At 42.8% G+C, this 24059-nt stretch carries 25 protein-coding genes, 1 tRNA gene and 2 pseudogenes; 12 read left to right on the top strand and 16 right to left on the bottom strand.

What is annotated here, in order from left to right; genetic code table 11:
- Positions 1 to 54: 54 nt before the first annotated feature.
- The gene (locus GQR42_RS03445; RefSeq protein ID WP_158198914.1) at positions 55 to 522 is read left to right on the top strand and encodes a DUF29 domain-containing protein; all 468 of its coding nucleotides are present in this window, start codon (positions 55 to 57) and stop codon (positions 520 to 522) included.
- Between the two features lie 46 nt (positions 523 to 568).
- Here GQR42_RS03445 and GQR42_RS03440 read toward each other — a convergent pair whose 3' ends face one another.
- The 3 genes from GQR42_RS03440 to accC are packed head-to-tail and all read right to left on the bottom strand — an operon-like array spanning position 569 to position 3134.
- Complete coding sequence (locus tag GQR42_RS03440; RefSeq protein WP_158198913.1) at positions 569 to 1144, bottom strand: Uma2 family endonuclease; 576 nt, start codon at positions 1142 to 1144, stop codon at positions 569 to 571.
- A gap of 30 nt (positions 1145 to 1174) precedes the next feature.
- Positions 1175 to 1744: a Uma2 family endonuclease gene (locus GQR42_RS03435; protein ID WP_158198912.1), complete on the bottom strand. Its 570-nt coding sequence runs from the start codon at positions 1742 to 1744 to the stop codon at positions 1175 to 1177.
- Between the two features lie 43 nt (positions 1745 to 1787).
- On the bottom strand, positions 1788 to 3134 hold the full coding sequence (gene accC / locus GQR42_RS03430; protein WP_158198911.1) for an acetyl-CoA carboxylase biotin carboxylase subunit: 1347 nt from the start codon (positions 3132 to 3134) through the stop codon (positions 1788 to 1790).
- A 90-nt stretch (positions 3135 to 3224) separates the two neighbouring features.
- On the opposite strand from accC, the gene GQR42_RS03425 reads away from it, so the two are divergent.
- From GQR42_RS03425 to GQR42_RS03415, 3 genes and pseudogenes are all read left to right on the top strand, one after another.
- Positions 3225 to 3437, top strand: a complete 213-nt coding sequence (locus GQR42_RS03425; protein ID WP_158198910.1) for a hypothetical protein — start codon at positions 3225 to 3227, stop codon at positions 3435 to 3437.
- 107 nt (positions 3438 to 3544) lie between these two features.
- A complete protein-coding gene (gene hisD, locus GQR42_RS03420; protein WP_158198909.1) occupies positions 3545 to 4801 on the top strand; it encodes a histidinol dehydrogenase in 1257 nt (418 codons plus the stop codon).
- Positions 4802 to 4923: 122 nt separating this feature from the next.
- Positions 4924 to 5004: pseudogene (locus GQR42_RS03415) on the top strand (ISNCY family transposase); the annotation flags it as partial.
- Positions 5005 to 5183: 179 nt separating this feature from the next.
- Here the strand turns inward: GQR42_RS03415 and GQR42_RS03410 are convergent.
- Positions 5184 to 5855 (bottom strand): PEP-CTERM sorting domain-containing protein, encoded by a 672-nt coding sequence (locus tag GQR42_RS03410; protein ID WP_158198908.1) that lies wholly within the window; start codon positions 5853 to 5855, stop codon positions 5184 to 5186.
- Between the two features lie 554 nt (positions 5856 to 6409).
- Positions 6410 to 6616: a hypothetical protein gene (locus GQR42_RS03405; protein ID WP_158198907.1), complete on the bottom strand. Its 207-nt coding sequence runs from the start codon at positions 6614 to 6616 to the stop codon at positions 6410 to 6412.
- Between the two features lie 33 nt (positions 6617 to 6649).
- On the opposite strand from GQR42_RS03405, the gene GQR42_RS03400 reads away from it, so the two are divergent.
- From GQR42_RS03400 to GQR42_RS03380, 5 genes are all read left to right on the top strand, one after another.
- Complete coding sequence (locus GQR42_RS03400; RefSeq protein WP_158198906.1) at positions 6650 to 7333, top strand: PHP domain-containing protein; 684 nt, start codon at positions 6650 to 6652, stop codon at positions 7331 to 7333.
- Positions 7334 to 7561: 228 nt separating this feature from the next.
- Positions 7562 to 9460 (top strand): NAD(P)H-quinone oxidoreductase subunit F, encoded by a 1899-nt coding sequence (locus tag GQR42_RS03395; protein WP_158198905.1) that lies wholly within the window; start codon positions 7562 to 7564, stop codon positions 9458 to 9460.
- Between the two features lie 127 nt (positions 9461 to 9587).
- Positions 9588 to 9659: transfer RNA gene (locus GQR42_RS03390), tRNA-Thr, on the top strand.
- A 158-nt stretch (positions 9660 to 9817) separates the two neighbouring features.
- Positions 9818 to 10297: a 3-hydroxyacyl-ACP dehydratase FabZ gene (fabZ, locus tag GQR42_RS03385; protein ID WP_158198904.1), complete on the top strand. Its 480-nt coding sequence runs from the start codon at positions 9818 to 9820 to the stop codon at positions 10295 to 10297.
- 3 nt (positions 10298 to 10300) lie between these two features.
- A complete protein-coding gene (locus GQR42_RS03380; RefSeq protein WP_158198903.1) occupies positions 10301 to 11068 on the top strand; it encodes a tryptophan-rich sensory protein in 768 nt (255 codons plus the stop codon).
- On the opposite strand, the gene GQR42_RS03375 is transcribed toward GQR42_RS03380, so the two are convergent.
- From GQR42_RS03375 to GQR42_RS03365, 3 genes are all read right to left on the bottom strand, one after another.
- Positions 11065 to 11529 (bottom strand): VOC family protein, encoded by a 465-nt coding sequence (locus GQR42_RS03375; RefSeq protein WP_158202366.1) that lies wholly within the window; start codon positions 11527 to 11529, stop codon positions 11065 to 11067. The two genes, GQR42_RS03380 and GQR42_RS03375, sit on opposite strands and share 4 nt — an antisense overlap.
- A 101-nt stretch (positions 11530 to 11630) precedes the next feature.
- Positions 11631 to 12449, bottom strand: a complete 819-nt coding sequence (locus GQR42_RS03370; RefSeq protein WP_158198902.1) for a SirB1 family protein — start codon at positions 12447 to 12449, stop codon at positions 11631 to 11633.
- Between the two features lie 78 nt (positions 12450 to 12527).
- Positions 12528 to 13322: a metallophosphoesterase family protein gene (locus GQR42_RS03365; RefSeq protein WP_158202365.1), complete on the bottom strand. Its 795-nt coding sequence runs from the start codon at positions 13320 to 13322 to the stop codon at positions 12528 to 12530.
- Between the two features lie 364 nt (positions 13323 to 13686).
- On the opposite strand from GQR42_RS03365, the gene nagA reads away from it, so the two are divergent.
- Positions 13687 to 14838, top strand: coding sequence for an N-acetylglucosamine-6-phosphate deacetylase (gene nagA / locus GQR42_RS03360; protein ID WP_158198901.1), 1152 nt, complete (start codon positions 13687 to 13689; stop codon positions 14836 to 14838).
- On the opposite strand, the gene ccmS is transcribed toward nagA, so the two are convergent.
- From ccmS to GQR42_RS03335, 5 genes and pseudogenes are all read right to left on the bottom strand, one after another.
- Positions 14794 to 15234: a beta-carboxysome assembly chaperone CcmS gene (gene ccmS, locus GQR42_RS03355; RefSeq protein WP_158202364.1), complete on the bottom strand. Its 441-nt coding sequence runs from the start codon at positions 15232 to 15234 to the stop codon at positions 14794 to 14796. The two genes, nagA and ccmS, sit on opposite strands and share 45 nt — an antisense overlap.
- Before the next feature lie 310 nt (positions 15235 to 15544).
- On the bottom strand, positions 15545 to 16558 hold the full coding sequence (locus GQR42_RS03350) for an aldo/keto reductase (protein ID WP_158198900.1): 1014 nt from the start codon (positions 16556 to 16558) through the stop codon (positions 15545 to 15547).
- Between the two features lie 949 nt (positions 16559 to 17507).
- Positions 17508 to 18035, bottom strand: a pseudogene (locus GQR42_RS03345) (transposase family protein); the annotation flags it as partial.
- A gap of 48 nt (positions 18036 to 18083) precedes the next feature.
- A complete protein-coding gene (locus tag GQR42_RS03340) occupies positions 18084 to 18425 on the bottom strand; it encodes a thioredoxin family protein (protein ID WP_158202363.1) in 342 nt (113 codons plus the stop codon).
- An 88-nt stretch (positions 18426 to 18513) separates the two neighbouring features.
- Positions 18514 to 19215 (bottom strand): NnrU family protein, encoded by a 702-nt coding sequence (locus GQR42_RS03335; RefSeq protein ID WP_158198899.1) that lies wholly within the window; start codon positions 19213 to 19215, stop codon positions 18514 to 18516.
- Between the two features lie 186 nt (positions 19216 to 19401).
- On the opposite strand from GQR42_RS03335, the gene GQR42_RS03330 reads away from it, so the two are divergent.
- Complete coding sequence (locus GQR42_RS03330) at positions 19402 to 19701, top strand: (2Fe-2S) ferredoxin domain-containing protein (RefSeq protein ID WP_002786792.1); 300 nt, start codon at positions 19402 to 19404, stop codon at positions 19699 to 19701.
- Positions 19702 to 20160: 459 nt separating this feature from the next.
- Here GQR42_RS03330 and infC read toward each other — a convergent pair whose 3' ends face one another.
- Entirely contained in the window at positions 20161 to 20691 is a 531-nt protein-coding gene (gene infC, locus GQR42_RS03325) for a translation initiation factor IF-3 (RefSeq protein WP_002797889.1), read from the bottom strand.
- A gap of 389 nt (positions 20692 to 21080) precedes the next feature.
- On the opposite strand from infC, the gene GQR42_RS03320 reads away from it, so the two are divergent.
- On the top strand, positions 21081 to 22511 hold the full coding sequence (locus tag GQR42_RS03320; protein ID WP_158198898.1) for an AAA family ATPase: 1431 nt from the start codon (positions 21081 to 21083) through the stop codon (positions 22509 to 22511).
- 179 nt (positions 22512 to 22690) lie between these two features.
- Here GQR42_RS03320 and GQR42_RS03315 read toward each other — a convergent pair whose 3' ends face one another.
- Both GQR42_RS03315 and GQR42_RS03310 read right to left on the bottom strand, forming a co-directional pair.
- A complete protein-coding gene (locus GQR42_RS03315) occupies positions 22691 to 23332 on the bottom strand; it encodes a methyltransferase family protein (protein ID WP_158198897.1) in 642 nt (213 codons plus the stop codon).
- Between the two features lie 70 nt (positions 23333 to 23402).
- A complete protein-coding gene (locus GQR42_RS03310; protein ID WP_158198896.1) occupies positions 23403 to 23966 on the bottom strand; it encodes a DUF4334 domain-containing protein in 564 nt (187 codons plus the stop codon).
- Between the last annotated feature and the right edge of the window lie 93 nt (positions 23967 to 24059).

The following is a 24059-nucleotide window of genomic DNA, read 5'->3' as shown; positions in this document are numbered from 1 at the left end:
TCGGGGATTCGCTTCTAAATTATCTAAGAATTCTTTTTTCTAGGTCATCATCAAATGAGCATCGAAAAGTCTTTAGTCTCCTCAGGTAAAAGTCTTTATCAAGAAGATTTCTATGGATGGTTACAGGAAACCGCCAATTTACTCAAAGAACATCGTTTTGAAAAATTAGACTTAGAAAATTTGATCGAAGAAATTGAAACGATGGGAAGGAGTGAAAAACGAGAACTAGAAAGTCGCTTAACCGTCATTGCCGAACATCTGCTTAAATTGACTTACTGGCTAACTGAAAAGGAAGCAAATGCTCAAGGATGGCGCAGCACAATTATTGAACAACGCCGACAAGTTCAACGCTTATTAAAAGAGAGTCCAAGTCTGAGAAGATTGATTCCTGAAATCTGGATAGATTGTTACCAAGCAGCCAGAGAGGATACTGTCAGAAAGTATCAACTTGCTGCTGATTTATTCCCGATTGAATCACCCTTCACCCTTGAAGAAATCCTTGATTCTGACTATCTTCCTTAAAACTAAAGTTTCGTATTTTATCCATTGAATTACCCCCTAAATTGGCTTACCAAATCAAAGTAAGATTTAAACTAAATTCTGGCAGAATATCTTCCCCGGATAAACTCTCTGGATTGGTTAAAATTTCTACTGTCTGTCCTTGACGATAAATTTCAACTTGTCTAGTTTTTCTATTGATTAACCAAGCTAAACGAGTCCCATTATCTAAATATTCCCGCATTTTTTTCCTAGCGGTTTCTAAGTCATCACTAGGAGACATTAATTCAATGACAAAATCGGGAGATAGAGGTAAAAATCTTTCCTTTTGTTGTGGGGTTAAAGCTTGCCATTTTTCTAAAGGTATCCAAGCAGCATCGGGAGAGCGATCGGCCCCATTCGGTAGTTTAAATCCTGTGGAGGAATCAAAAGCGATACCCGTACCATTGTTATCTGACCAATTAAATAATTGTTGGGTGATTCTACCGTTACTATTGCCCGTTTTTCCCCCCGTCGGTGGCATAATAATTAAATCTCCTTTTGCGCTGCGTTCCAAGCGCAAATCTCGGTTATCCTGACAAAGTTGAAAGAATTGTTCATCGCTGAGTTGCCAAGATTCAAATTTAACTTCTACTACTGTCATCATGTTTAGATTCTGTTTTATAGAATTATAGAATTACCAAATACTATCAAGTTCTAAGACAAATTGAGATAAAATATTTTCCCCCGATAAACTCTCCGGATTGGTTAAAATTTCTACTGCCTGTCCTTGACGATAAATTTCTACTTCTCTAGTTTTTCTATTGATTAACCAACCCAAACGAGTCCCATTATCTAAATATTCCTGCATTTTTTTCCTAGCGGTTTCTAGGCTATCACTAGGAGACATTAATTCAATGACAAAATCGGGAGATAGAGGTAAAAACCTTTCCTTTTGTTGTGGGTTTAAAGCTTGCCATTTTTCTAAAGGTATCCAAGCAGCATCGGGAGAGCGATCGGCCCCATTCGGTAGTTTAAACCCCGTGGAGGAATCAAAAACTACACCTAATTTATGTAGGTTATTCCATAACCATAATTGGGCAGTGATTCCAGCGTTAGAATTACCAGTTTCTCCTCCGGTTGGTGGCATAATAATTAAATCTCCTTTTGCGCTGCGTTCCAAACGTAAATCTCGGTTATCCTGACAAAGTTGAAAGAACTGTTCATCGCTAAGTTGCCAAGATTCAAATTTAACTTCTACTGTCATTATTATCCCCAACCTACTCTCGTCTAAAATTTATGGTAACATCCTAGGGCAAGAGATGTTCTTGGATGAAATTAGTGTAAACATCTCCGGCTAAAAAGGCGGGAGTTTCCAATATTTTACGATGGAAATCGATAGTCGTTGGTACTCCCGTGATCGCACATTCCCGCAGGGCGCGTTTCATGCGTTTAATCGCAGTTTCGCGATTTTCTCCCCAGACGATTAATTTACCAATTAGGGAATCGTAATAGGGAGGGATTTCGTAATCGGTGTAAACGTGGGAATCCATGCGGACACCGGGACCGCCGGGGGGCAGATAACCGCTAATTTTGCCGGGGTGAGGACGAAAATTGCGATCGGGATCCTCGGCATTAATGCGACACTCGATCGAATGTCCTCTAAATATCACCTGATCTTGCTTAATTTGCAGTTTTTCGCCCTGTGCCACCCAAATTTGTTCTCGGATCAGGTCCATCCCCGTGATCATCTCCGTGACCGGGTGTTCCACCTGAATACGGGTGTTCATTTCCATGAAGTAAAAATTACCGTGTTTATCGACTAAAAATTCCACGGTTCCCACCCCGACGTAATTAATCGATTTAGCGGCTTTAACGGCGGCATTACCCATTTTTGAGCGTAAATGGGGCGTTAAGAAGGGGCTAGGTGCTTCTTCTAGCAGTTTTTGGTGTCGTCGCTGAATCGAACAGTCTCTTTCTCCTAAATGGATCACGTTACCGTGACTATCGGCCAAAATCTGAAACTCGATATGTCGGGGACATTCGATAAATTTTTCTAGATATACTCCCGAATTGCCAAAAGCCGCTGCTGCTTCCCCTTGGGCGGCTTTTAACATATTACCTAGTTCATCTGCACTCTTGACAAGACGCATCCCACGCCCTCCCCCCCCAGCGGTGGCTTTAATCAGCACAGGATAACCGATGTCATCGGCGATACGCTTTGCTTCCGCTTCTGAGGTAATTAAACCACCACTGCCGGGGACAGTGGGAACTCCCGCTTTTTGCATAGTTTTTTTAGCGGTAGATTTATCCCCCATAGCCAGGATAGCACTGGGAGACGGACCGATAAAAGTTAACTGATGATCGGCACAAATTTCGGCAAAGCGGGCGTTTTCTGCCAAAAAACCGTAACCTGGATGGATGGCCGTGGCGTTGCGGGTGAGGGCAGCGGAGATGATATTAGGAATATTTAAGTAACTTTTGCTGCTCGGAGGCGGACCAATACAAACACTCTCATCGGCCAATTGAACATGAAGGGCATGGCGATCAATGGTAGAGTGAACGGCAACGGTTCTAATGCCCAATTCTTCGCAACTATGAAGGATTCTTAAGGCGATTTCCCCGCGATTGGCGATTAATATCTTGGCAAACTGCATTGGACGACCACGAGATCAGGCTGGTGTGATAGGCGACTATTTAGTAGAATATCTGGTTTTGTTACCTTGGAGAAATCGGGAAGTGGGGAGATGGGGAAGTGGGGAAGTGGGGAAGTGGGGAAGTGGGGAAGTGGGGAGATGAGGAAGTGGGGAGATGGGGAAGTGGGGAGATGGGGAAGTGGGGAAGTGGGGAAGTTGTCTCATCACCCTATCACCCCAAAACCCTATCACCCCAAAACCCTATCACCCCAAAACCCTATCACCCTATCTCCTGCCTCCTGCCCCCTAACGACTAACGGCTAAAATAACCGACTTCGTCTCCCTCCCCGGTCAAGATTGAAAGCGATAAGCTAGAGTGTGAGGAGTGAAAACTTTTTAATCTCGTTTCGCCCCTAGAGGATAATAGCTCGATGTTGCGAATTATCACAGAGCCATGGTCAGCCAGAACGGAACTGAGACGAATTCGGGAACGGTTCGACGATCCGGAAATTCGGGAAAAAGAATCGCTTGTCCGAGAGATTGTTGATCGGGTGCGACTCGCTGGCGATCGCTCGTTGGTGGATTACACAGAAAAATTCTATCAACAGTCCCTTAATCTACAACAACTGAAGGTGAGTGGCTCGGAACTCGATGCTGCTTATCAACAGGTGTCGCAGGATTTATTAAATGCGATCGCTGCTGCCTGTGCAAAAATGGAGGCTTTTCACCGTCAGCGTCTTCCCAAAGCTTGGGTACAGTTTCCTGAGGATGGTACGGTTCGGGGGAAGCGTTATCAACCGGTTAACAGTGTGGGAATTGTCGTTCCCGATGGTAAACGGGCCTATCTCAGTTTATTGCTCCAACAGGCGATTCCAGCCAAAATAGCGGGGGTTAAACGGATTGTCATGGTATCTCCCGCCGATGAGGATTTACGCATCCATCCGGCGATTTTAGTGGCAGCCCAATCGGTGGGTATTAGTGAGATTTATCGGCTGGCTGGACCACAGGCGATCGCCGCTTTAGCCTACGGCACAAAAACGATCGCTCCCGTGGAGATGATTGTCGGAATAGGTGATTTTTATACTAATTTGGCTAAAAAACTGGTTTCTGACCAGGTAAAAATCGATCATCTCTCTATTACTTCCGATTTGGTTATTATTGCCGATAGTCAAGCTAATCCCAGACAGTTGGCCCTAGATCTATTAGCGCAAGCGGAACAGTATTCCCTAGCGGCTGCGATTTTATTGACGACGGATAAGGCTTTGGCCCTAATAGTACAGGAAGAAGTGCAAAAACAGTTACAGGTACATCCCCAGAGATTGTTAACGGAAAAAGCGATCGCTCATTATGGTTTAATCGTGGTGGTGGAATCGTTGGAGAAAGCGATCGAATTATCGAATCTTTTTGCTCCCACCCATTTATCCTTAATGATCGATGAGCCTTGGGAAAAGCTATCTTCCGTGAGACAATCGGGAACTATTCTCCTGGGTCCTGCTACTCCCAAAGCGGTGGCTGATTATTTGGGTTGTCCCGTGGGAGTGGAGACTTTTCTGCAATCGGCCACTTTAATCGAATATCCTGCCGATTCTTTCGCCCCTATCGCCCATAATCTGCAAATATTAGCGCAAGCGGAGGGCTTTACGGCAACGGACGCAGGTATAGAATCCCGCGGCCAGGACAGAACCTAGAAAAACCGGTAATGATTTGGTAGTAGTGCCGTAGCCCTCTTGCCTATCCGGTATGAAGTGTGTAAAATATTTGTTGATAAAAATAATTGGCTCAAATCAGTCCTTTAACCTCTAGCTTGATCATAACTTTTCTGATCAATATCTTTTTGCGGTTTGTGTCCAGCTTACTCAAATATCAGCCTAGTACAGAACAAAATCCCCCAGCGTAACGCACCAACCCCCCCCCTTGCGGTGCGTTACGGCAATATGCAGAGCTTGATTTTTTTCCCAAAAACAAGGGATTGCCTAACGCACCCTACCCAACTGTCTAGACACAAAAAAAAGGCGTTAAGCTTAACCCTAACGCTTATTTTTTCCATTATTTTTGATTTAATGGCAGTGACTAGCCCTTGCGACGAGCGAAAGCACCAGCACCGGCAACGGCTAAGATACCGAGGATAGCAGAGGGTTCGGGGATGTCCACAGGCACAGAGCTTTTTTGGAGAGATAAATTATAGCTTTCGGAAACCTGACCACCAGTAACGCTTCTGGTGAAGCCGATGCTGAAAGTTCCGAGAAGATCGGGAAAACCATTAGGCTCATCAAAAGCCATGTTGCCAGTTACAGTGTAAGTTGTAGTCCCGTCACTACCCATAATACCAGCAAATGTACCCATAGCCTGGGTGGCAGTGATATTACCGATCACAGTACCAGGGCCCGGACCGGTGGGAGGCATAGTGTTCACCACTATGCTAATAAAATTAGCTAGAGAAGAAGGAGAATCAAAATCGCTCATCCCACCACTACCAGTGCCAGTTAATGCAAAAGAAGCAGGAGTAGAAACGTCCCCCAGCATCACATCCGTAAATTGACCCGTAGCACCGTTGATTGCGGTGACGTTTAAGGGCTTAAGCATTGGGTCAGGAGCTCCCCACGGGTCGATTTGTGCAGTCCCAGTGATGGATAAAGTACCGGAAATTTGCGCTTGGGCAGCACCAGCAAAGCCGAAGGCGGCAACGCTGCTAGCGATAGCAAGAGCGCCAGAGGTTAGTTGTCTAGAGATGTTGGTGATCACTTTAAGTTGTTTGTTACTTTATTGATTAGGGCGGAATGCGGAGACCTCCGTACTCTAGTATATTTATAACCTTGGACAGATGAAATGTCAAGTTAATGAAATGAAAAGAAAGTGAGATGCTCCCCAGTAGGGTGCGTTAGCGTAACTTACCAAAAACCTTTCTTTGTGGTGCGTTACGGCAATATTCAGAGCTTGATTTTTGCCCTAAAAACAAGGGATTGCCTAACGCACCCTACCCAACTACCCAACTACTAGAAGCATAACGCAATCGCAACAATGCAATCTACTTCGGTTATCGTACAGCCCTTATCTAAAGACTTGTGTGATTTGAAGCGGTCAAGGAAGTATTTATGGTCACAGGTAAGCTAAAACGCAGATCATTACACCTCGACCTAATATTATGTCAAGACTAAAAGTTTTTCTAGTTAGGGTTTGCGGCAAAAAGTTTTTCCTGGGGGCAGGGTGTGGGGTGTTAGGGTGTTAGGGTGTTAGGGTGTTAGGGTGTTAGGGTTTTATAGCGGTTCTCACCCCTGTGTGGCACACTTAAACCTTTGCTAATTAAGCTTTTCAACATCGATAGTGTACCTCTTGCGAACAGGAAACGCTATAGTTGAAATTCCCCATTCCCCCATTTCCCCATTTCCCCATTTCCCCACTTCCCTACTTCCCCACTTCCCCACACCTTTGAAACAGGATTTAGTATTACCGGTAACAGCAGCTACCCAATTTTTTTTGGTAATTGTTATGCTGATTGTTAACAATTTGTAATCTTTGGGAAATTTCCTTAATACTGCATGGTCGTTTCTGCTACAATTCCACCCCTAGCTCAAGATACCATCGCCCTGAAAGCGGTGTGGGCAAATGTCGGCTATGATAGTTGTCCCTACCATTACAATTTCCATCTTCACACCGATTGTTCCGATGGTCAAATGAGTCCCCAAGACTTGATGAGACAAGCGTTAGACATCGGACTAAAAGGATTAGCAATTACCGATCATCACTCGATCGAAGGTTATCGACAAGCCCAAATTTGGCTAGAAAATGAGCATTTAAAGGGTTCTCTACCCCATCTCTGGACAGGGGTAGAAATTACGGCGAATCTCTTAGAGACAGAAGTGCATATTCTTGGCTATGGTTTCGATCCTGCTCATGCGGTTTTGACTCCTTATCTGCAAAGAACCAAACCGGAAGGAGATCTAGCTTTGGCCTCTAGAGTCATTAACAGTTTACAGCAAGCGGGGGCCTTAGTGGTTCTGGCCCATCCCTTTCGTTACCATCGTCCCGCGGCCGATTTAGTGGCGACGGCAGTAGAATTAGGTATTGATGGTATTGAGGCTTTTTATGCCTACGGCAATCCCAAACCCTGGCTACCGAGTCAACCGGAAACCGAACAAGCGCTCGCTCTTAGCCGTCAATACCAATTATTCGCCACCTGTAGCACCGATTCCCACGGTAAATCTTTATTACATCGCATTTAGCCTGATCCCGGGATTAACTGTAAAATAACTAAATTGACTAAACTCGCTCCCTTCTCGATCGAGTGTTAGTTTTTTATGGCCGTTGATCAGTGATCAGTAATCAGTAACCAGTAACCAGTGAAAGAGCCTAAATTTGTTGAAAATTGAAAACTTAAACCTGATAACTTAAAACTTAAACCTGATCACTGATAACTGATAACTGATAACTGATAACTGATAACCCCCTGAATGAAAGATTTATTCCTTGACACTTGCTGGTTAATTCCCATTTATGGCTTAATTGGTTCGATTTTAACCCTACCTTGGTCTTTAGGCATTATTAGTCGCACCGGTCCGCGGCCGGCCGCTTATATTAACCTCTTGATGACCGTCTTAGGGTTAATACACGGATCGATCGCTTTTAATCAAATTTGGCATCGAGAGACGATTAAACTGGCTTTTGAGTGGGTAAAAGTGGCCGATCTTAGTTTATCCCTTTCGATCGAACTTTCTCCCGTCAGTTTGGGGACGCTGGAAGTGATTACCCTCATCAGTCTCTTGGCCCAAATATATGCCCTTGGCTACATGGAAAAGGATTGGTCTTTGGCGAGATTTTATGGCTTAATGGGCTTTTTTGAGGCAGCTTTGGGGGGAATTGCCCTGAGTGACTCCCTGCTATTCAGTTACGCTTTCCTAGAGATGTTAACGGTCTCTACCTATCTCCTCGTCGGTTTTTGGTATGCCCAACCTTTGGTAGTAACCGCGGCGCGAGATGCCTTTTTAACCAAGCGCGTCGGCGATATTATTTTATTGATGGGTTTGGTGGCTCTGTCCAGTTACGGAGAAGGATTGAGTTTTTCTCAGTTAGAAAATTGGGCAGTAAATAACCCTGTGCCACCTCTGACGGCGACTTTATTAGGATTAGCCCTTATTGCCGGTCCAACGGGTAAATGCGCCCAATTTCCCCTGAATTTGTGGCTAGATGAGGCGATGGAGGGACCCAATCCAGCTGGAATCATGCGGAATTCGATCGTGGTTTCGGCGGGGGCCTATGTTTTAATTAAGCTGCAGCCGGTGTTTACCCTATCTCCGATCGCTGCCAATGTTTTAATAGTGTTGGGGACAATGACGGCAATTGGGACTTCTTTGATGGCCTTGTCCCAAATTGATATTAAACGGGTTTTATGCCACTCCACCAGTGCCTATCTCGGTTTGGTGTTTATTGCGGTGGGATTAGGTCATGTGGATATCGCTTTACTAATTTTATTCTCCCATGCGATCGCAAAAGCTTTATTGTTTATGAGCGCAGGGGCATTAATTCTCACCACCAGTAACCAAAATATCACGGAAATGGGGGGAATTTGGGCAAGAATGCCGGCTACAACCACGGCTTTTTTAGCCGGTTCTGCGGGGATGACGGTTTTAATGCCCCTGGGGATGTTTTGGACGTTAAAACGGTGGTTAAGTGGTGAATGGGCGATTCCTTGGTGGTTATTAGCGGTTTTAATCTTTGTTAATTGTCTTAGCATCATCAATCTCACCAGGGTCTTTCGTTTAGTCTTTTTGGGACAAACCCAAAGTAAGACCCATCGCACCCCGGAAGTGGCTTGGCCGATGGCCTTGCCCATGGTAGCGTTGATTTTAATCGCTTTATTGGCCCCGATTATTCCCCTACGTTGGGATTTTTGGCTATCTTTCACCAATCCTCTCCTTAATAACCGGAGTTTCACTATTGTCTGGGGTTTTCCCTTACTGATGGCCTCTGGAGTAATTGGCCTAGTTATCGGGTTAATGGTAGAGTTAAGACGAGCTTGGGCGAGACCAACTGGGTTAATCCTACGATTCTTGCAAGATTTGTTCGCTTATGACTTCTATCTCGATCGCATCTATCAGTTTACCGTGGTTTGGGCGGTGGGAAGCTTGTCAAAAATTACCGCTTGGCTCGATCGTTATATTATTGATGGTCTGGTTAATTTAGTCAGTTTAGCGACGATTTTTAGCGGCAGCGCCTTAAAGTATAATGTTTCCGGTCAATCACAATTTTATGTCTTGACTATTCTTTTCGGAATAGGGGGATTAATCTGGATATTATTAAACGGTCAATGGTCACTGATAACTGATTATTGGTCGTCCCTGTTGACCCATTGAACCTCTGTGCATCGGTCCCTAGTCTCGCGGGTGCGGACTGGGGAAGAGGAAAGCAGGGGGTGAATATGCTCGACGAGGAAAAAATCTCCACTTGGTCTATTTGTGTTATAATGGATTGGTCAAAAATGCTGGTGTAGCTCAGGGGTAGAGCAGCTGATTTGTAATCAGCCGGTCGCGGGTTCAAATCCCATCACCAGCTTCTGGGAAAACCGTGGGATTGCGGAAATAGATTCTGCTCGATTTCGACGGTGACATATCTGGCCTAGGGCAACTCGATCGCCGACTCCTGACGGCGGATAGCTTCAAGATAACTGATTGTGAGATAATGTCTGATCTAACTTGTAATTTTTGACTTGCATGACCATCGTTACCGAAGCCTTAACCGAGTTGGAACCAGTCATAAAAACCACCTTTACCGTCGAGGAAATTCGCCAACTACTGCCCCATCGTTATCCCTTCGCCCTAGTCGATCGCATTATTGACTATGTACCTGGTCAAAAAGCCGTTGGCCTAAAAAATGTCACGATCAACGAGCCTTTTTTCCCCGGTCATATTCCCAATCGTCCCTTGATGCCGGGGGTGTTAATTGTGGAATCCATGGCCCAAGTGGGGGGAGTGATTTTGACGCAATTGCCCGGGATGAAAGGGAAATTTTTTGCCTTCGCTGGCATTGATAAAACCCGTTTTCGTCGTCCTGTGGTGCCGGGGGATCAATTAATCATGACGGTGGAATTATTATCCTTCAAGATGAATAAAATTGCTAAAATGCAAGGGGAAGCAAGAGTCGACGGGCAATTGACCGCTCAGGGCGAAATGATGTTTTCCATCTTTGATTGACCTATGAATTTTGAGCGAGATCGTCTCCGACAAGAACTAAATTTATTTGCTATTCTAGGGGCTTTTATTACCAATATTTTCGCTAATATTTTCCCTCTCAACGGCGAAAATATCGGAGCTATCTCGAATACAGTTTTTCAAGATGTCTTGATTATTCCCGCTAATTATGCTTTTGCTATCTGGGGATTAATCTATCTGGGTTTAATTAGTTTGGGAATTTACCAAGCTTTGGCTTTCAATAAAACTGAACCGCGTTTGCGTCAGTTAGGCTACGAATTAGCCCTCGCTAGTGCTTGTCAGATTCTCTGGGTAATTCTCTTTCAATCCCGTTTTTTTATCCTGTCTTTACTGGCAATGCTAGGCATTTTATTTTCTCTCATCCGGCTTTATCTTCGCTTAGAAATTAATCGCTTTATTGTCAATCGTAAACAGGGTTTATTGGTTAATGCTCCTATTAGTATTTATTTCGCTTGGATTACCGTAGCCACGATTGTCAACGTCGCTTCGGTGCTAGATTGGATCGACTGGCAGCGATGGGGTCTAACCGACCAGATCTGGACGGTAATAATTCTGGTTATCGGGGCGATAATCGCGATTTTAGTCGGTTTCAACCGAAAAGATCGGGCTTTTGTCGGGGTGTTTATCTGGGCTTTCTTGGCGATCGCTGTTAAACAGATTTCTCTGCCTCTAATTGCGGTAACGGCGATTATATTAGCGATTATCCTAACTTTTCTGGTTTTTCGTGGTAGTTTTCCTCCTCTGAGTCGTTAAGATGCGGGATCACAGCGAATTTCGACGATAAAGCCATCGGGATCGTAGAAGTAAACCCCCTTCCCAGTCGGCCGGGTCACGGGTCCACTAGCAATGGTAATTCCCTGACTTTGCAGCACTTCTAGGGCAAAATCGAAGCATTCGGGGGCAATATCGAAGGCTAAATGGTTAGCACGGGTAAAAGCGATTTCGGGATTGTCGTCGGGAGGGTTTAAATCTGGTTGCCAAAATAGGTCAATTACTGTACCATCGGGGGTGATAAAATTGGCCACTTTTCCCTGGGCAACTAATTCTTTTAAGGTACTGGGAATTTTTTCCCCCATTAATTCCTCTAAGCCTAAAATTTCCCCATAAAAATGACGAGAAGCCTCCATATCTTTGACGTTGAAAGCGATATGATGGACTTTTCGCAGTTGACCGATTTTGAGTTTTTTCGTGGTTACGGAAGGGCTAATAGTCATCTTAGTTAGGGTTTGCTGAAAAAGTTTGTTGGTGGGGTGTGGGGTGTGGGGTGTAGGGTGTGGGGAGAACAAATAAAAATAATCTCCTGACGACCAAGGACTTAAGAGTTAATTTTTTGCAATAATTGCCGAATGGATTCCGCATCTTGGGCGTTGGGTAGGAGGGCAAGATAGAAGCCTAAATCCTGTTGCGCTTGGGTGAATTGTCCAATTTGATAGTAAACTAAACCTCGATCGCGCAGCTCTAGGGGATGATTAGGAATGAGCAAAAGTAGTAGATCTATTGTCCGAATTGTCTGAGGCCATTGTTGACGATTCAGGTAAATATATTTTAAATTAGTCAACAAACGTAATAAAATTTGCTGATTGGTAGCAATATTGAGAAAATGTTCTTCTAATTTAACTGGCTGTTGATAAACTTGACTTAATCTTTCTTGACAGTCCTGTTTAAATAAGATTTCACCACCGTGAAAGGGATCGACAAAAATTTCCACTTCCTCGAAATCGGGACGGATAATAAAATGGCCCGGCATACCAATTCCTACCATGGGAAAATCGATCTTTTTGGCAATCTCTAAATAGATAATCGAGAGAGTGAGCGGAATACCTGTGCGGCGATCAATTACGTCATTTAAGTAGCTATTGCGGGGGTCATAGTAGTCTTGGGTATTACCGGTAAATTGTAAATCTTCAAATAAATATTGATTGATAATCTTGACTATTTTTAAAGGATATAATCCATCGGGTAAACGTTTTTTTACCTCGTCAGCCATTAAATTTATTCTATTTAAATAGTGATCAATCTTGAGGTAAGGATATTCAAAATTGGCTATTTGTAGGGCTGCCCGAGCTAGATTTATCCCAGGGTCAGGATGTTGAATTGTTTCGATGAAGGCTTGGTATAAGAGTTCAAGGGTCATTAGCAAAGGGTATTAATCAGATTATCAACTATTCTAACCGATCCTTCCGGTTTTATCGCCTCTCTTTTCTGATCACCATTAAAGATTCAGCGATTTAGATGAGCTTTCCCGGGGGAAGTAGCGAGAAATCTTGTCAATATCTAGATTAACCACCGCTTTTTCTAAAGGGATCGTGCGACAATTTTTATTTTGATTCTGCACTTGATAAACTAATTGATTTGTCCAATCTAAAGCAGTTAACCAACCACTTTGAGGATGATAAACCCCAGTTTCAATGTCTAGCCAACCGCTGCCGCGAGCTAGTTGCCCCGGTTTGACATCGGGAAAGGTAAAGGTTAAAGTATGACCTGTGATAATTAGTTTATCCTTGAAATAGGGTTGGGTCATGGTATGAAATTCATTTCTAATCCAACAAAACTGCTCGTTTGTTTGCTGTTCAAGGGGATATTCTGGGTGTACTCCCGCATGAACTAACCAAATATCTCCTAGGTCTAAATAAGCGGGTAGGGATTGGAACCAATTGATATGCTCGGCTGGTATATTGTTATTATAACTTAGTAGTGTCGCCGCCCCGCCACTCTCGATCCAGCCGTTGAACCATTTTTCAGAAACCTCTTTTCTTGCCAGAGCTTTTAAGAGCATATATTCATGATTTCCTAGGAGACATTGGTAGTTATTTTTGATGACAAAATCCACCACTTCCAAGCTCTGCTCTCCTCGATCGATTAAATCTCCCAGAAAATAAACCTCATCTTTACTATCGGGAGCAACTCGGTTTAATAGTCGCAAAAGTGCCTGAAAACTGCCATGCACATCTCCGATAATAATACGGCGCGCTTCTTGAGTCTTTTTCCCGATTTTTCTAAAAAACACACAGCCCTCTCTAATCCCTGACATTGCTACTCTTTTATCCCTAAAAAAGTAGTTTTTATATAGTCTTAATTTTATTATAGGACAAAGCTTTCCCTCTGACAGTCACTCCCTCCCAAGAACTGCGGCAGAAAGCCAGTAATTGTTTTGTCAAGTATTTTGGCAATCTCTGGACAGGGAGCGGGCAGGTTATGGTATGATTTTTTTATGATCAGTTTTTATATAATCGGACTTAAGCACAGATGCTTGAACACAAAGATTCCCATTATATAAAAAAGTATCTCAAAAAAATGCACACTTGTCAAGCATGATCAAAAAAAAAGTTTTTTTTGAGATTATAATAAAAAAAAATTAGTTTTCTGCTTCTATGATAACCCTAATTAACGCTAGAATTCCCGCCTATCAGGATCGACAACAAATAGAGATAAATGCTGCGGGAAAGATCGAGAGGATCACGGAGATGGGGGGAAGGAAAAAAGGGGAAAAGATTATCGACATGGAAGGGGATTGGCTATCGTTAGGAGGAGTAGATTTACAGATCAATGGAGGATTAGGATTAGCATTTCCCGACTTAGAAATAACAGCTCTAGAAAAGTTAGATAAGATTAACGATTATCTTTGGCATCAGGGTATTGATGGTTATCTTCCCACCCTAGTCACCACGTCCGTGGAGAAATTCCAAAAAGCCCTCTCAGTAATTGCCAAATATATCGAGAAACAGAAACAGGAAAATCGAACGAGTGCGCAGGTTTTAGGAGTACATTTAGAGGGACCATTTTTAAACTATGAAAAAAGGGGGGCGCATCCGGCCCAATATCTTTTAAACCCAAGTATAGAAACGGTAGATAAAATCTTTGGGGACTACTTATCGATAGTGAAAATTATCACCCTAGCCCCAGAATTAGATAGTAGCGGTATGGTGATTAAATACCTAAGCGATCGAGGGATTACCGTCAGTTTAGGACATTCGGAAGCGAGTCAAGAAATAGCCAAAAAAGCCTTTTTACAGGGGGCAAAAATGGTTACTCATGCCTTTAATGCCATGCCTCCTTTACACCATCGTCAACCGGGTTTATTAGGGGAAGCAATTATCAATTGCGAGGTGTATTGTGGGTTAATTGCCGATGGTCAACACATCCATCCAACCATGATAGAATTATTACTAAAAGGCAGTAATTATCATCAAGGAATTTTCTTAGTTAGTGATGCTTTAGCGCCAATCGGTTTAGGGGATGGTGTCTATCCTTGGGACGAGAGAGAAATTGAAGTCAAACAGGGAACAGCAAGACTTTTTGACGGTACTTTAGCGGGAACAACCTTACCCTTATTACAAGGAGTAGCCAATTTAGTTAACTGGGGAATATGTGATTTAGAAACGGCAATTCTCCTAGGGACAGAATCCCCCAGAAAAGCGATCGGATTAGCGGGTTTATCGGTGGGACAACCTGCTAACTTTTTGCGCTGGCAATCGGCATCAAACTGGGAAAGATTGGATTTCCGCCAGCATTTTGGTCTCTAACTGTTGAATGAGGGTATCGAGAGCCACTTCGAGGCGCTCAAAACATTCAGGAGGGGAAATATCGGGTTTAAAATAAATCAATTTTACCTGACCATCACCGATAGCGACTATAGCCACTTCTTCGCTGGGATTATAGCGATAAATAATCCCAAGCATCTCTTGAATTTTACAATTAACCTTGCGATTTAATTTCTCTAGGGCTTCCCTAGAACAACAGACAAAATGAGGCTGAGGTTTAAGATCAATGCCTAGGGTTTCTTGAGCATCTTCTCCCCATTCCGAGAGTAAACCCCACATTAAACCTGCTAATTCCCGTTGATTTTCTTGCACGAATTGATCTAATTGATAGCGCCATTGATTAGCGGGATCATCGGGGATTGGTTGTTCAAATCTCATCATTAGCCTCTTTTCAGTTATCAGTTATCAGTTATCAGTTATCAGTCCTTAATAAGGGGGGGGAAGCTGACAATTTTTAACACCCACCTACTTAGGGTTTGCTAAAAAAGTAGGGGCGAAGCATTCGGATAGAAAATCTACGGTTTCAGCGATAGGTTATGCCCGAATGCTTCGCCCCTACAGGACGTGATCGCCGCTCAAGATGCAAGGTTTTTGAGCCACTAGCTCTAAAATCTTGCAGCTGCTTCGCCAAACAAGCCCCCAAACCCCTTACCTCGCCTATATTTAACATTTATTCAGCAAACCCTACTTATCGACGGTACTCATCACCGCAATCACCAATTAACTGCAATAAATCCCGGGATTTTTGCAAGACATGATCAATTTTTTGATAGTCTTGGGGGGATAATTGAAAATCGAAAATACGGGCATTTTCTTGGATATGTTCAGCAACTCCCAAACGCACCCCGATAATTGCTCCAGCTACGGCTTTTTGTTCGAGAACGTAACGCACTGCCACATTAGGAATGGTGACATGATAGGAATCAGCGATCGCTTTAAGAACAGTTAATAATTCTTGGAATAATTGCCAGTTTCCCCAAGCATTGATCATGTTTTTATATTTGCGTAAACTAGCGGTATTGAGACTCATGGCATTGGGTTGAGGATGACCGAGATATTTTGCCCCTAATAAGCCTCCTGCTAGAGTACCATAGGCGAGCAGATAGATGTTATGTTCTTGGCAAAATTGCGCCATTTTGACGAGGGGACGGCGATCAATTAGGGAAAACTGGACTTGATTGGAGACTATTTTAATCCCAGCGCTGAGAATAATTTTTAAATGTTCCGTGTCGAAATTAGTCAAGGCCAGGTGTTTAATTTTGCCTTCCTGTTGTAATTCTCCTAAAAAATATAAGGCATCTAGATAATTTTTATCGCGATAATCCCACCAGTGAAACTGCAATAAATCGAGACTATCCACATCCAGGCGACGTAGGGAAATAGCAATATTTTTTGCGACTATTTCCTTAGTCATTTTACCCGGACGGGGAACCCATTTAGTGAAAGCTTGCAGATTATTTAAAGCATCAATGCCCCTTTGGGCGACTAATTGACGACGAAATTCACCGATAAAATCTTCGGCCGGCCCGTAATGATCGGCCAGATCCCAAGTGGTGAAACCGGCATCTAGATAGGAGAACATACTAGAGATCGCTTTTTGGGGTGCGATCGAACCATGGGCGCCTGAAACCTGCCACATTCCGTTCAAAATACGACAAATTTCCAGATCGGGGGTAAACTGTAAGCGAGGAGATTCGGACATGGGGACTTTTCAGTGATCAGTAAACAGTAAACAGTAATCAGTGAAAAGACAGCAGAAAACTGCCATTGAATACTGCTCACTTAATATTCTATTCTCCTACTGACCACTGATCAGCGATTACTGATTCAAGACAGATCGATCGTAACTGTTCAGGGGGGGACGAAATCTGGTAATCTAAGAGGCATGAATGAGAAGCAGCTACTAGAGAGGGCTGGAATTGACGCAGAGGATTGGGAGAGAACACCAGTCAGCGTCAAACGACTGGTAGTGCACTTAGGTGTGAAGCTAGAGCAACTAGAGCGGCATCTCAAAAAATTACAAGCATCTAACGAGCAGCTCGGCGAGAAATTGACACTCCCATCGCACTAAGCGCTTCGGGATTCTCGAAGCTCATCACTGCGCTTTCTGGTTTCCCCTACTCACGTCTTACAAGATTATGTCCTCTCCGAACCCACTAGAATATCACTTGTTATCTAGTTGTCCACTCGTGGATAGCTATCCCAGCGTTTTGGTCTTTCAACCAAGATTCGGGTATGCCCTACCCTATCTGCCTTAGGGCAAAATGTTTTTAGTTTATTTCAGTCTGGGAAAAGACTTACTCCCCTGTTTTAAGAGTTTTCGGGTGACTCTTGTCTTCTTTTTTCTCCTCTGTTTAGAGTTGTGCTTCGTGTCACTGAGCCTGTCGAAGTGCTGTTCTGTATTGGCGGAACCTTTCATCTCCGAGGTAAAACCGAGGGTTCCTTCAAGCCGACATTAAAGGTAAATCGTAACTCAGAGAACTCCCATAGCCCTCCCGCCTCAGACCCTCCCAATGTCGAGAAGGGCAAGAAAAAGGGCGTTGGTGAGTTTAAGTATGAATTGTCTTTGAGGAAATTCTTAAAACCAAAAACTGAGTTAACTTGTGGATACGATGCACAATTAGTATTCATATCTCGATTCAGCAACGCCAAATTTTCTTGTTCAGATCTACGACCGTTGTTATGAAATCTTTATGTCCTTTTAAGTTACTAAATTCATCTAAGCTTATTCGTTCTGGGGCTTCCCACTCTTCCTTTTCTAGTTCTTTAGCCAAGGGATTAAATATTAACTGAACTTCTTCCCATCCTCACCCTTCTTCTCGACTTATTTCTTCGATACTACAATTTTTTACTCTCTCATAAATCATCGATTCATAGCGAATTGTCTGAGGCTGTCTTAATCTCATAAAACTCAGTCTTTCGCTGATATACTTTTGGCACTTTTGACAATGAAACTGGCGGCGTGGTACTTTTAAATATACTCGATTGCCTAATCTTGACAAATCTCTGACTAGATTCTACTCTGTCTGATTGATTCTGTCCAAGGTTTGATGGCAATTCGGACATTCAATTGTTTCATTTAAAAGAGCGAGCTTTAGGAAAATTGTCTGCTCAATTTTTTGATAATTGACCACTGTTACATTTGGTAAATCGAGGAGTTGCTCAAAATTTATCCACATAACCCACCTCCTGTTCTGTGTTACTATTATACCATGCTCACACAGAACCTAGAAGAGCCGCAGGATTTGATTTTTGACTATTAGTCGCAGGGTTTGTTGTAATTCCTCGCGACTGTGAATTTCCTCCAGACGATGAACGGGAACACCTCGATCGAAGATAATTAAAGTAGGTAGACTACGCAGACGAAAACTATTAGCTAATTTAAAATTCTCATCGGCATTGACAGCGACTAATTGAATCGCATCTTGACAGTCATTTTGCCAAGAAAAGAGGGTGGGTTGGATTAAACGACATAAACCACACCAAGGAGCCCAAAAATACACGATAACCGGACGAGAAGACTCTAAAACTAGCTTAGGGAAGCTCTTTTCGTTGACAGAGAGGATCATGTCTAAACGGATTTTATGAAAACTTAATTTTGATATAGAAACCATCCTACACCAATCGCGATCAATAAGAAAGGGGTTGGGAGCAAAATCACCAATAAATTTTACTTGTTGCTTGTATTAGCCAAGGATGGCCCCACCAGAGGAGTAAAATAAATCCTGTTACTCCTAGATAGGCAGGACGAAAGAATTCTTGCCACTTTAGGCTTTGCCGACCATCGATGATTGCTAAAAAGGGGACCACCGAGGTGCGTTCTTTGATCTTTAAAAATGCCTCTCCGTAACGGTCTTCTAACCGGCGATCGCCATGCCAAACGGCAAAAAGATGATGGGCAATTAAACCCAGGGAAGTCAATAGGGTAAAGCTTGTCCCTAACCAGAGGGTATGTGCAATACACCAGATCACCTGTCCTACCATCTGGGGATGACGGGTAACGCGCAGGATGCCAGTTTCGTAGAGATGAACCTGCGGTTTTTGGATAGCGGCGATCTCCAGCAGGTTAAAGGTGGCAGGATAGAGAAAGAAAAAAGAAATGGCCGAAAGTATCCAAACTAGGGTTTTTACTCCGGTTACTCCCTGTACTTGCCAGAGAAGCAAACCATCATAACGATGATTGAAGAAATAAACTACTAAAATTACCGCTAGAGGTACACTAACGAGGGCAAATAATAGCCGATACAGTCGCGCACCGATGATAGCTTCTCCCCGCATTCGTAAACTGGCTAATCCGCTATGGGCGACAGCAAAACCCAGTAATAAACCTAACATGATCCAATGACTAGCGAATGCCACTTTTACCCTCTTGATTGACTAAATTTTTCTCCGAACTCTATTTTAAAGATTGATGGTTAATTTTTCAGCCCCCTTTTTTGTGTTGCCAGTATCGGGGATTCGGGGCAAAATAAAACTATGCTTCCCCAAAGCGACTCCCAGGAATATACCCAGGGAACTATCTAATTTTGCAACTTTTTAGGTAATATGTCTTATCCCCAAAAGCGATTTGTGATGGTCTGTCAGCATTCTTCCTGTTTGGTGCAGGGTGCGTCCGAGCTTCTTTTAGCATGGCAAACGGCAGCTCTCCCAGAAGATGTCATCGTTATGACCAGTGGTTGTCAAGGACAGTGTAGCACTAGCCCCACGGTGAGGATTATTCCCGAGGAAACTTGGTACTGTCGTGTTAAACCAGAGGATGTCAATCAGATTGTCGAAGAACATTTAAAAAACGGTCAACCAGTTGAGCGTTTACTCCATCCACGCATTCACGCTCAATGGCAGTAAACTTGATCGATCATCAAGTTTTAAGTGATGCTCCACAATAGTCTTTTCTTTCTGCTCCTAGGTTAACCCGTTTCAGGGCCTGTGATAGCAAATCCTGTTTAGAAAAGACCTCGACCTAATATTATCTCAAGACCAAAAGTCTTTCTAGTTAAGGAATCTACCCGAATAAAAATTATTTTAATTGCCTCATATTTTTTCAGGCGTTGGGTTTCATGCCTCAACCCAACCTACGTTCATCTTATATTTAATTCCACCCACCCACTTATTAAAAGAGGGCGAAGGCAATTCGCCCCTACAATAATATTATTGCGCCAATGGTAGGGGCGCATCGCGTGCGCCCAAAATGTCATCTAGATATTTCGACCAAATTGAGATGCACCCCATTTGTTTTAAATGATTGGTTTCCTCTCGGTATTTCTGAAAAAAAGGGGTTTTAGCCCCTTTTTCTGGATTAGTTAGTTATTTTTTCGGCGATAACATCATCATCATGTTACGACCTTCTTTTTTTGGCGCTTGCTGTACCTCAGCTACATCCTGTAAATCTTTGGCCATGCGCGCCAGTAATTCTTCCGCTAGGTTAGAGTGTTGAATTTCCCGACCTCGGAAGGTAATCGTCGCTTTTACCTTATCTCCCGCTTTTAAAAAACGTTGCGCTTGGTTGACTCGCACGTTGTAGTCATGCTCATCGATTTTATAGCGCATTTTAACTTCTTTTATATCGGCTGTATGCTGTTTTTTCTTGGCCTCACGGGCTTTTTTCTCCTGTTCAAACTTGTACTTACCATAGTCCATAATCCGGCAAACGGGAGGACTTGCCGTTTCACTGACGAGGACGAGATCAAGTTCCTTTTCTTCGGCCACGCGCAAAGCTTCGGCAGGAGTAATAATGCCTAGCTGAGAGCCGTCGCTATCGATAACGCGGATTTCAGGAAAGCGGATTCTTTCGTTAATTTGGGGGAGATCGCGAGTAGTGCGTCTTTTATCTATCACAGGCGTTCTGGGTTATCTCTATTCTAGTTAGTTAATCGGGTGGAGTTTACAAAATGATTTACTTGCTATTCTACCTACTCGATCGAGTTTCTTGGCCAATTGTTAAGTTTTCTTGCAATGTTAATTTTTAGCCGCCGGTCGTCAGCCCCCGGCCGTCAGCCAGATAAGCTGTTGTGCATGGGCCTTGTTAGACTAAGACCCTATACTCTCAGGAATCGATCGGTAAGGTACGTTCCCCCTCGTTGCAGCAGGGAAAGCACCCGACAAAATCGGCGGCATCGCACTACCTCTGTAAACCAATGTCTAGATTATAGTGGGACAGTATCGGGCGACAGTTGAGAAGATTGTCCAGTGCGCTGATGTTTTAATATTACTTATCGCCTAAAACTATGATTACTTATATTAAAATTCATGGCTTTAAATCCTTTCATAATTTTGAAATGGTATTCACGCCGCTTACTGTAGTTGCTGGGGTTAATGCTTCTGGTAAGAGTAATTTATTTGATGCTTTGCAATTGTTGACGCGGCTGGCAGAAGTGGATCTGAAGACGGCTTTTAGCGAGCAACGAGGACATCCTAGCGAACTCTTTACCCAGTATGATGAGGACGACTACGCCACGGAAATGGAATTTATAGTTGAAATGTTAGTCAACCGCAAGGTAAAAGATAATTGGGGTGGGGAAGTCGATCTTAAATATACAAGGTTGCGCTATCAATTAAAAATTAAACGAGAGTCTAATATAAGTGGATTTGAAAACTTGTATATTGTTGATGAACGTTTAGAAAATTTAAAGCACAATGAAGATAATTGGGTAAAAGATTATATTCCTAAGACAGTATTGGAAACTTGGCGACCAAAAGTAACGGGTAGGAGAGGGATTCCTTATATTCAGACTGAAGATATTAATGGTATTACTACCATTGTTGTACATCAAGATGGTCAGCAAGGGAATAAAAAACTATTTCCCGCAAAAAACGCATCACAAACTGTTTTAAGCAGCATTAATACTATAGATTTTCAACATATATTAGCCGCCAAACAAGAAATGCTGAGTTGGAAGTTTATGCAGCTTAATCCCGAAGATCTGCGAGAACCTACTCGTCAAGATATGGGCATCAGAGATACAATAACAGCCAGCGGAAAGAATTTAGCCGCTGCTTTATTTCGCATCAAACAAGATGATGAATATACCCTTACAGCAATTTCCCGTGATCTCAATAATCTGCTACCAAATCTTACAGAAGTTAATGTTTATGATGACAAAGCAAATCGACAATTTATTATCAAGGTAAAAGGCGATGATAATCGGGAGTTTTCTTCGAGAGTGCTTTCCGAAGGAACCCTACGTTTATTAACATTATGTGTCCTGCAATACGATCCACAACATACAGGATTACTGTGTTTTGAAGAGCCAGAAAATGGCATTCATCCTTTTCGTATTGAAGCAATGGCAAGATTATTAAAAGAGCTAACTGTCGATTTTAAAGATATTGAAATGCCTTTACGCCAAGTAATAGTGAACACTCATTCTCCGGTTCTGGTGAGTCAATTAATTAATTGGCAAGATGATAAAAATGTCAGCATTTGGCTTTCTCAACTTACCACTATAATATCCACTATTGAAGGGAAGCCAATTAAGATGAAAAGCAGTAATTTTCACCGTGTTATCAAAGAGGATCAGTATCAAAAACAATTAACTTTATTTTCCTCCGAAAATGAGGTCAAGCTAACTCTCTCGGAAGTGGTCGAATATCTAAAAACTGCTGATGCTGAAAGTGCGATTAAAAATATTACAAATCAACAAAACCAATTAAGGTAAATCAATTAAGATGGCAAAAAAAATAAAACAAATAATTATTGCCTTAGCTACAGAAGGCAGTTCCGATCATAGATTTTTGTCGAGAAGATGCCCATATTTTTTCGGTGAAGCTGTCGAGCTATTTAGCTAGTAAACAGACTGAAAGCAAGCTGTGAGCCGGTGATAATTTTTGGAGATGTCTATTTGTCAGCAGCCTGACTAGACTTTCCCCACAGCTTGGGTAATAGCAATCCGGAGTTCGCTTTGTAAGCATCAAATTCAGGATAGCGGGAGAGGGACTGGTCTTTTTTACGCATATTGGGGATGAAGATCCCGGCGACAAATCCCCCTAAAATCAGAAAAGGTAGCCAATGTTGCGCTAACAGAGCAAAACTCAGATAAATCAAAATTTCTCCTAAATAGTTGGGATTACGACTACGACTAAAGAAACCTTCGGTAATTAATCCCTCCCTATATTTAAGGGTAAAATACTTTTGAGCATCGCTACCGTAATGGAGCAATACCCCTATAATATTGATGGCGATCGCAACAGATATTAAAGGGGCGGTAGCCGTGACATTCCCACTAATAATAATAAAAGGAGCAACCCAGTATAAACCGAGAACAATAAAAGTAAATATTCCCATGACCACCGATATTTCTTTTTCCCACTGTTGATCGGGATACAGTCTATCTTTGATTAACCACATAAGACCGTAGGTTCCGTGGAGGGCAAGGTATATCCAAGCAAGCAGGGCAAAATTGTTATAAAAAGCCATTAAGCCCAATATAATTAGAAAACTCAGGAATTTATGGCAATTAATTGCGTGTTTTATCTTCATTTTCTTCAAAGTAGAAACCGATCTGGTCGATCAAATGGTAAACAATAAATACTAGCGTTTAAATCTAACCTCAAGAATTAAGAGATATTTGACATCGCTTGAGAATGAAAAAGAAAGGCTTAGGAAAGTTTTTAAAATCCATAATTCCCAGCACCGTATTATCATCTACTTTCCGAAAGGAGTCATTAATCGGCAAATAATCATAAATCATCGTGGCGCTGACTTTGCCCCGATATTCCATCATTCGCATTCTGGCCTGACTTGTCTCTGTTTTCAGCAAGGAGTTGGCCAGCATCAGCAAAGGTTTCAGAGAATTATTTTTGAGCATTGGCAGCTTCAAAATCCAGTTCATGGCCGTGGGATTGGGTGCTACCTTAAAAATTTTTCCCTGACCATCTAAAAATAACAGGGGGTGGACACTCTCAGTATCGACAAATTCTTTACCATACCAATTAGATGCTTCTAATAAACCATCCATAGGGTTATTTGTCTGAAGTCCAGAACCTTGCCAACGACCGAGCATAAAGTCTAAACTCACGGGTTCGAGAGCGTCAAACAATTGTAAAGCTCTTTCTGTCGTTGTTTGGCCGGCCTTAAGAATTGACTGGCAGCTTTCTAATCCTAATGTTTCCATTGTTTCGCTCTGGTTGTGTCCTGACTATAGTAGTATAGCTTCTCAGTCAATCGGCCGCTACCTAGTGCCTTCGGCATCCCACTACATCGGAGC

The organism is Microcystis aeruginosa FD4 (assembly GCF_009792235.1).
GTDB classification, from domain to species: Bacteria; Cyanobacteriota; Cyanobacteriia; order Cyanobacteriales; family Microcystaceae; genus Microcystis; species Microcystis viridis.
Note: the sequence above shows the minus strand (reverse complement) of the source record. Positions and strands in the feature narration are given on the sequence as shown.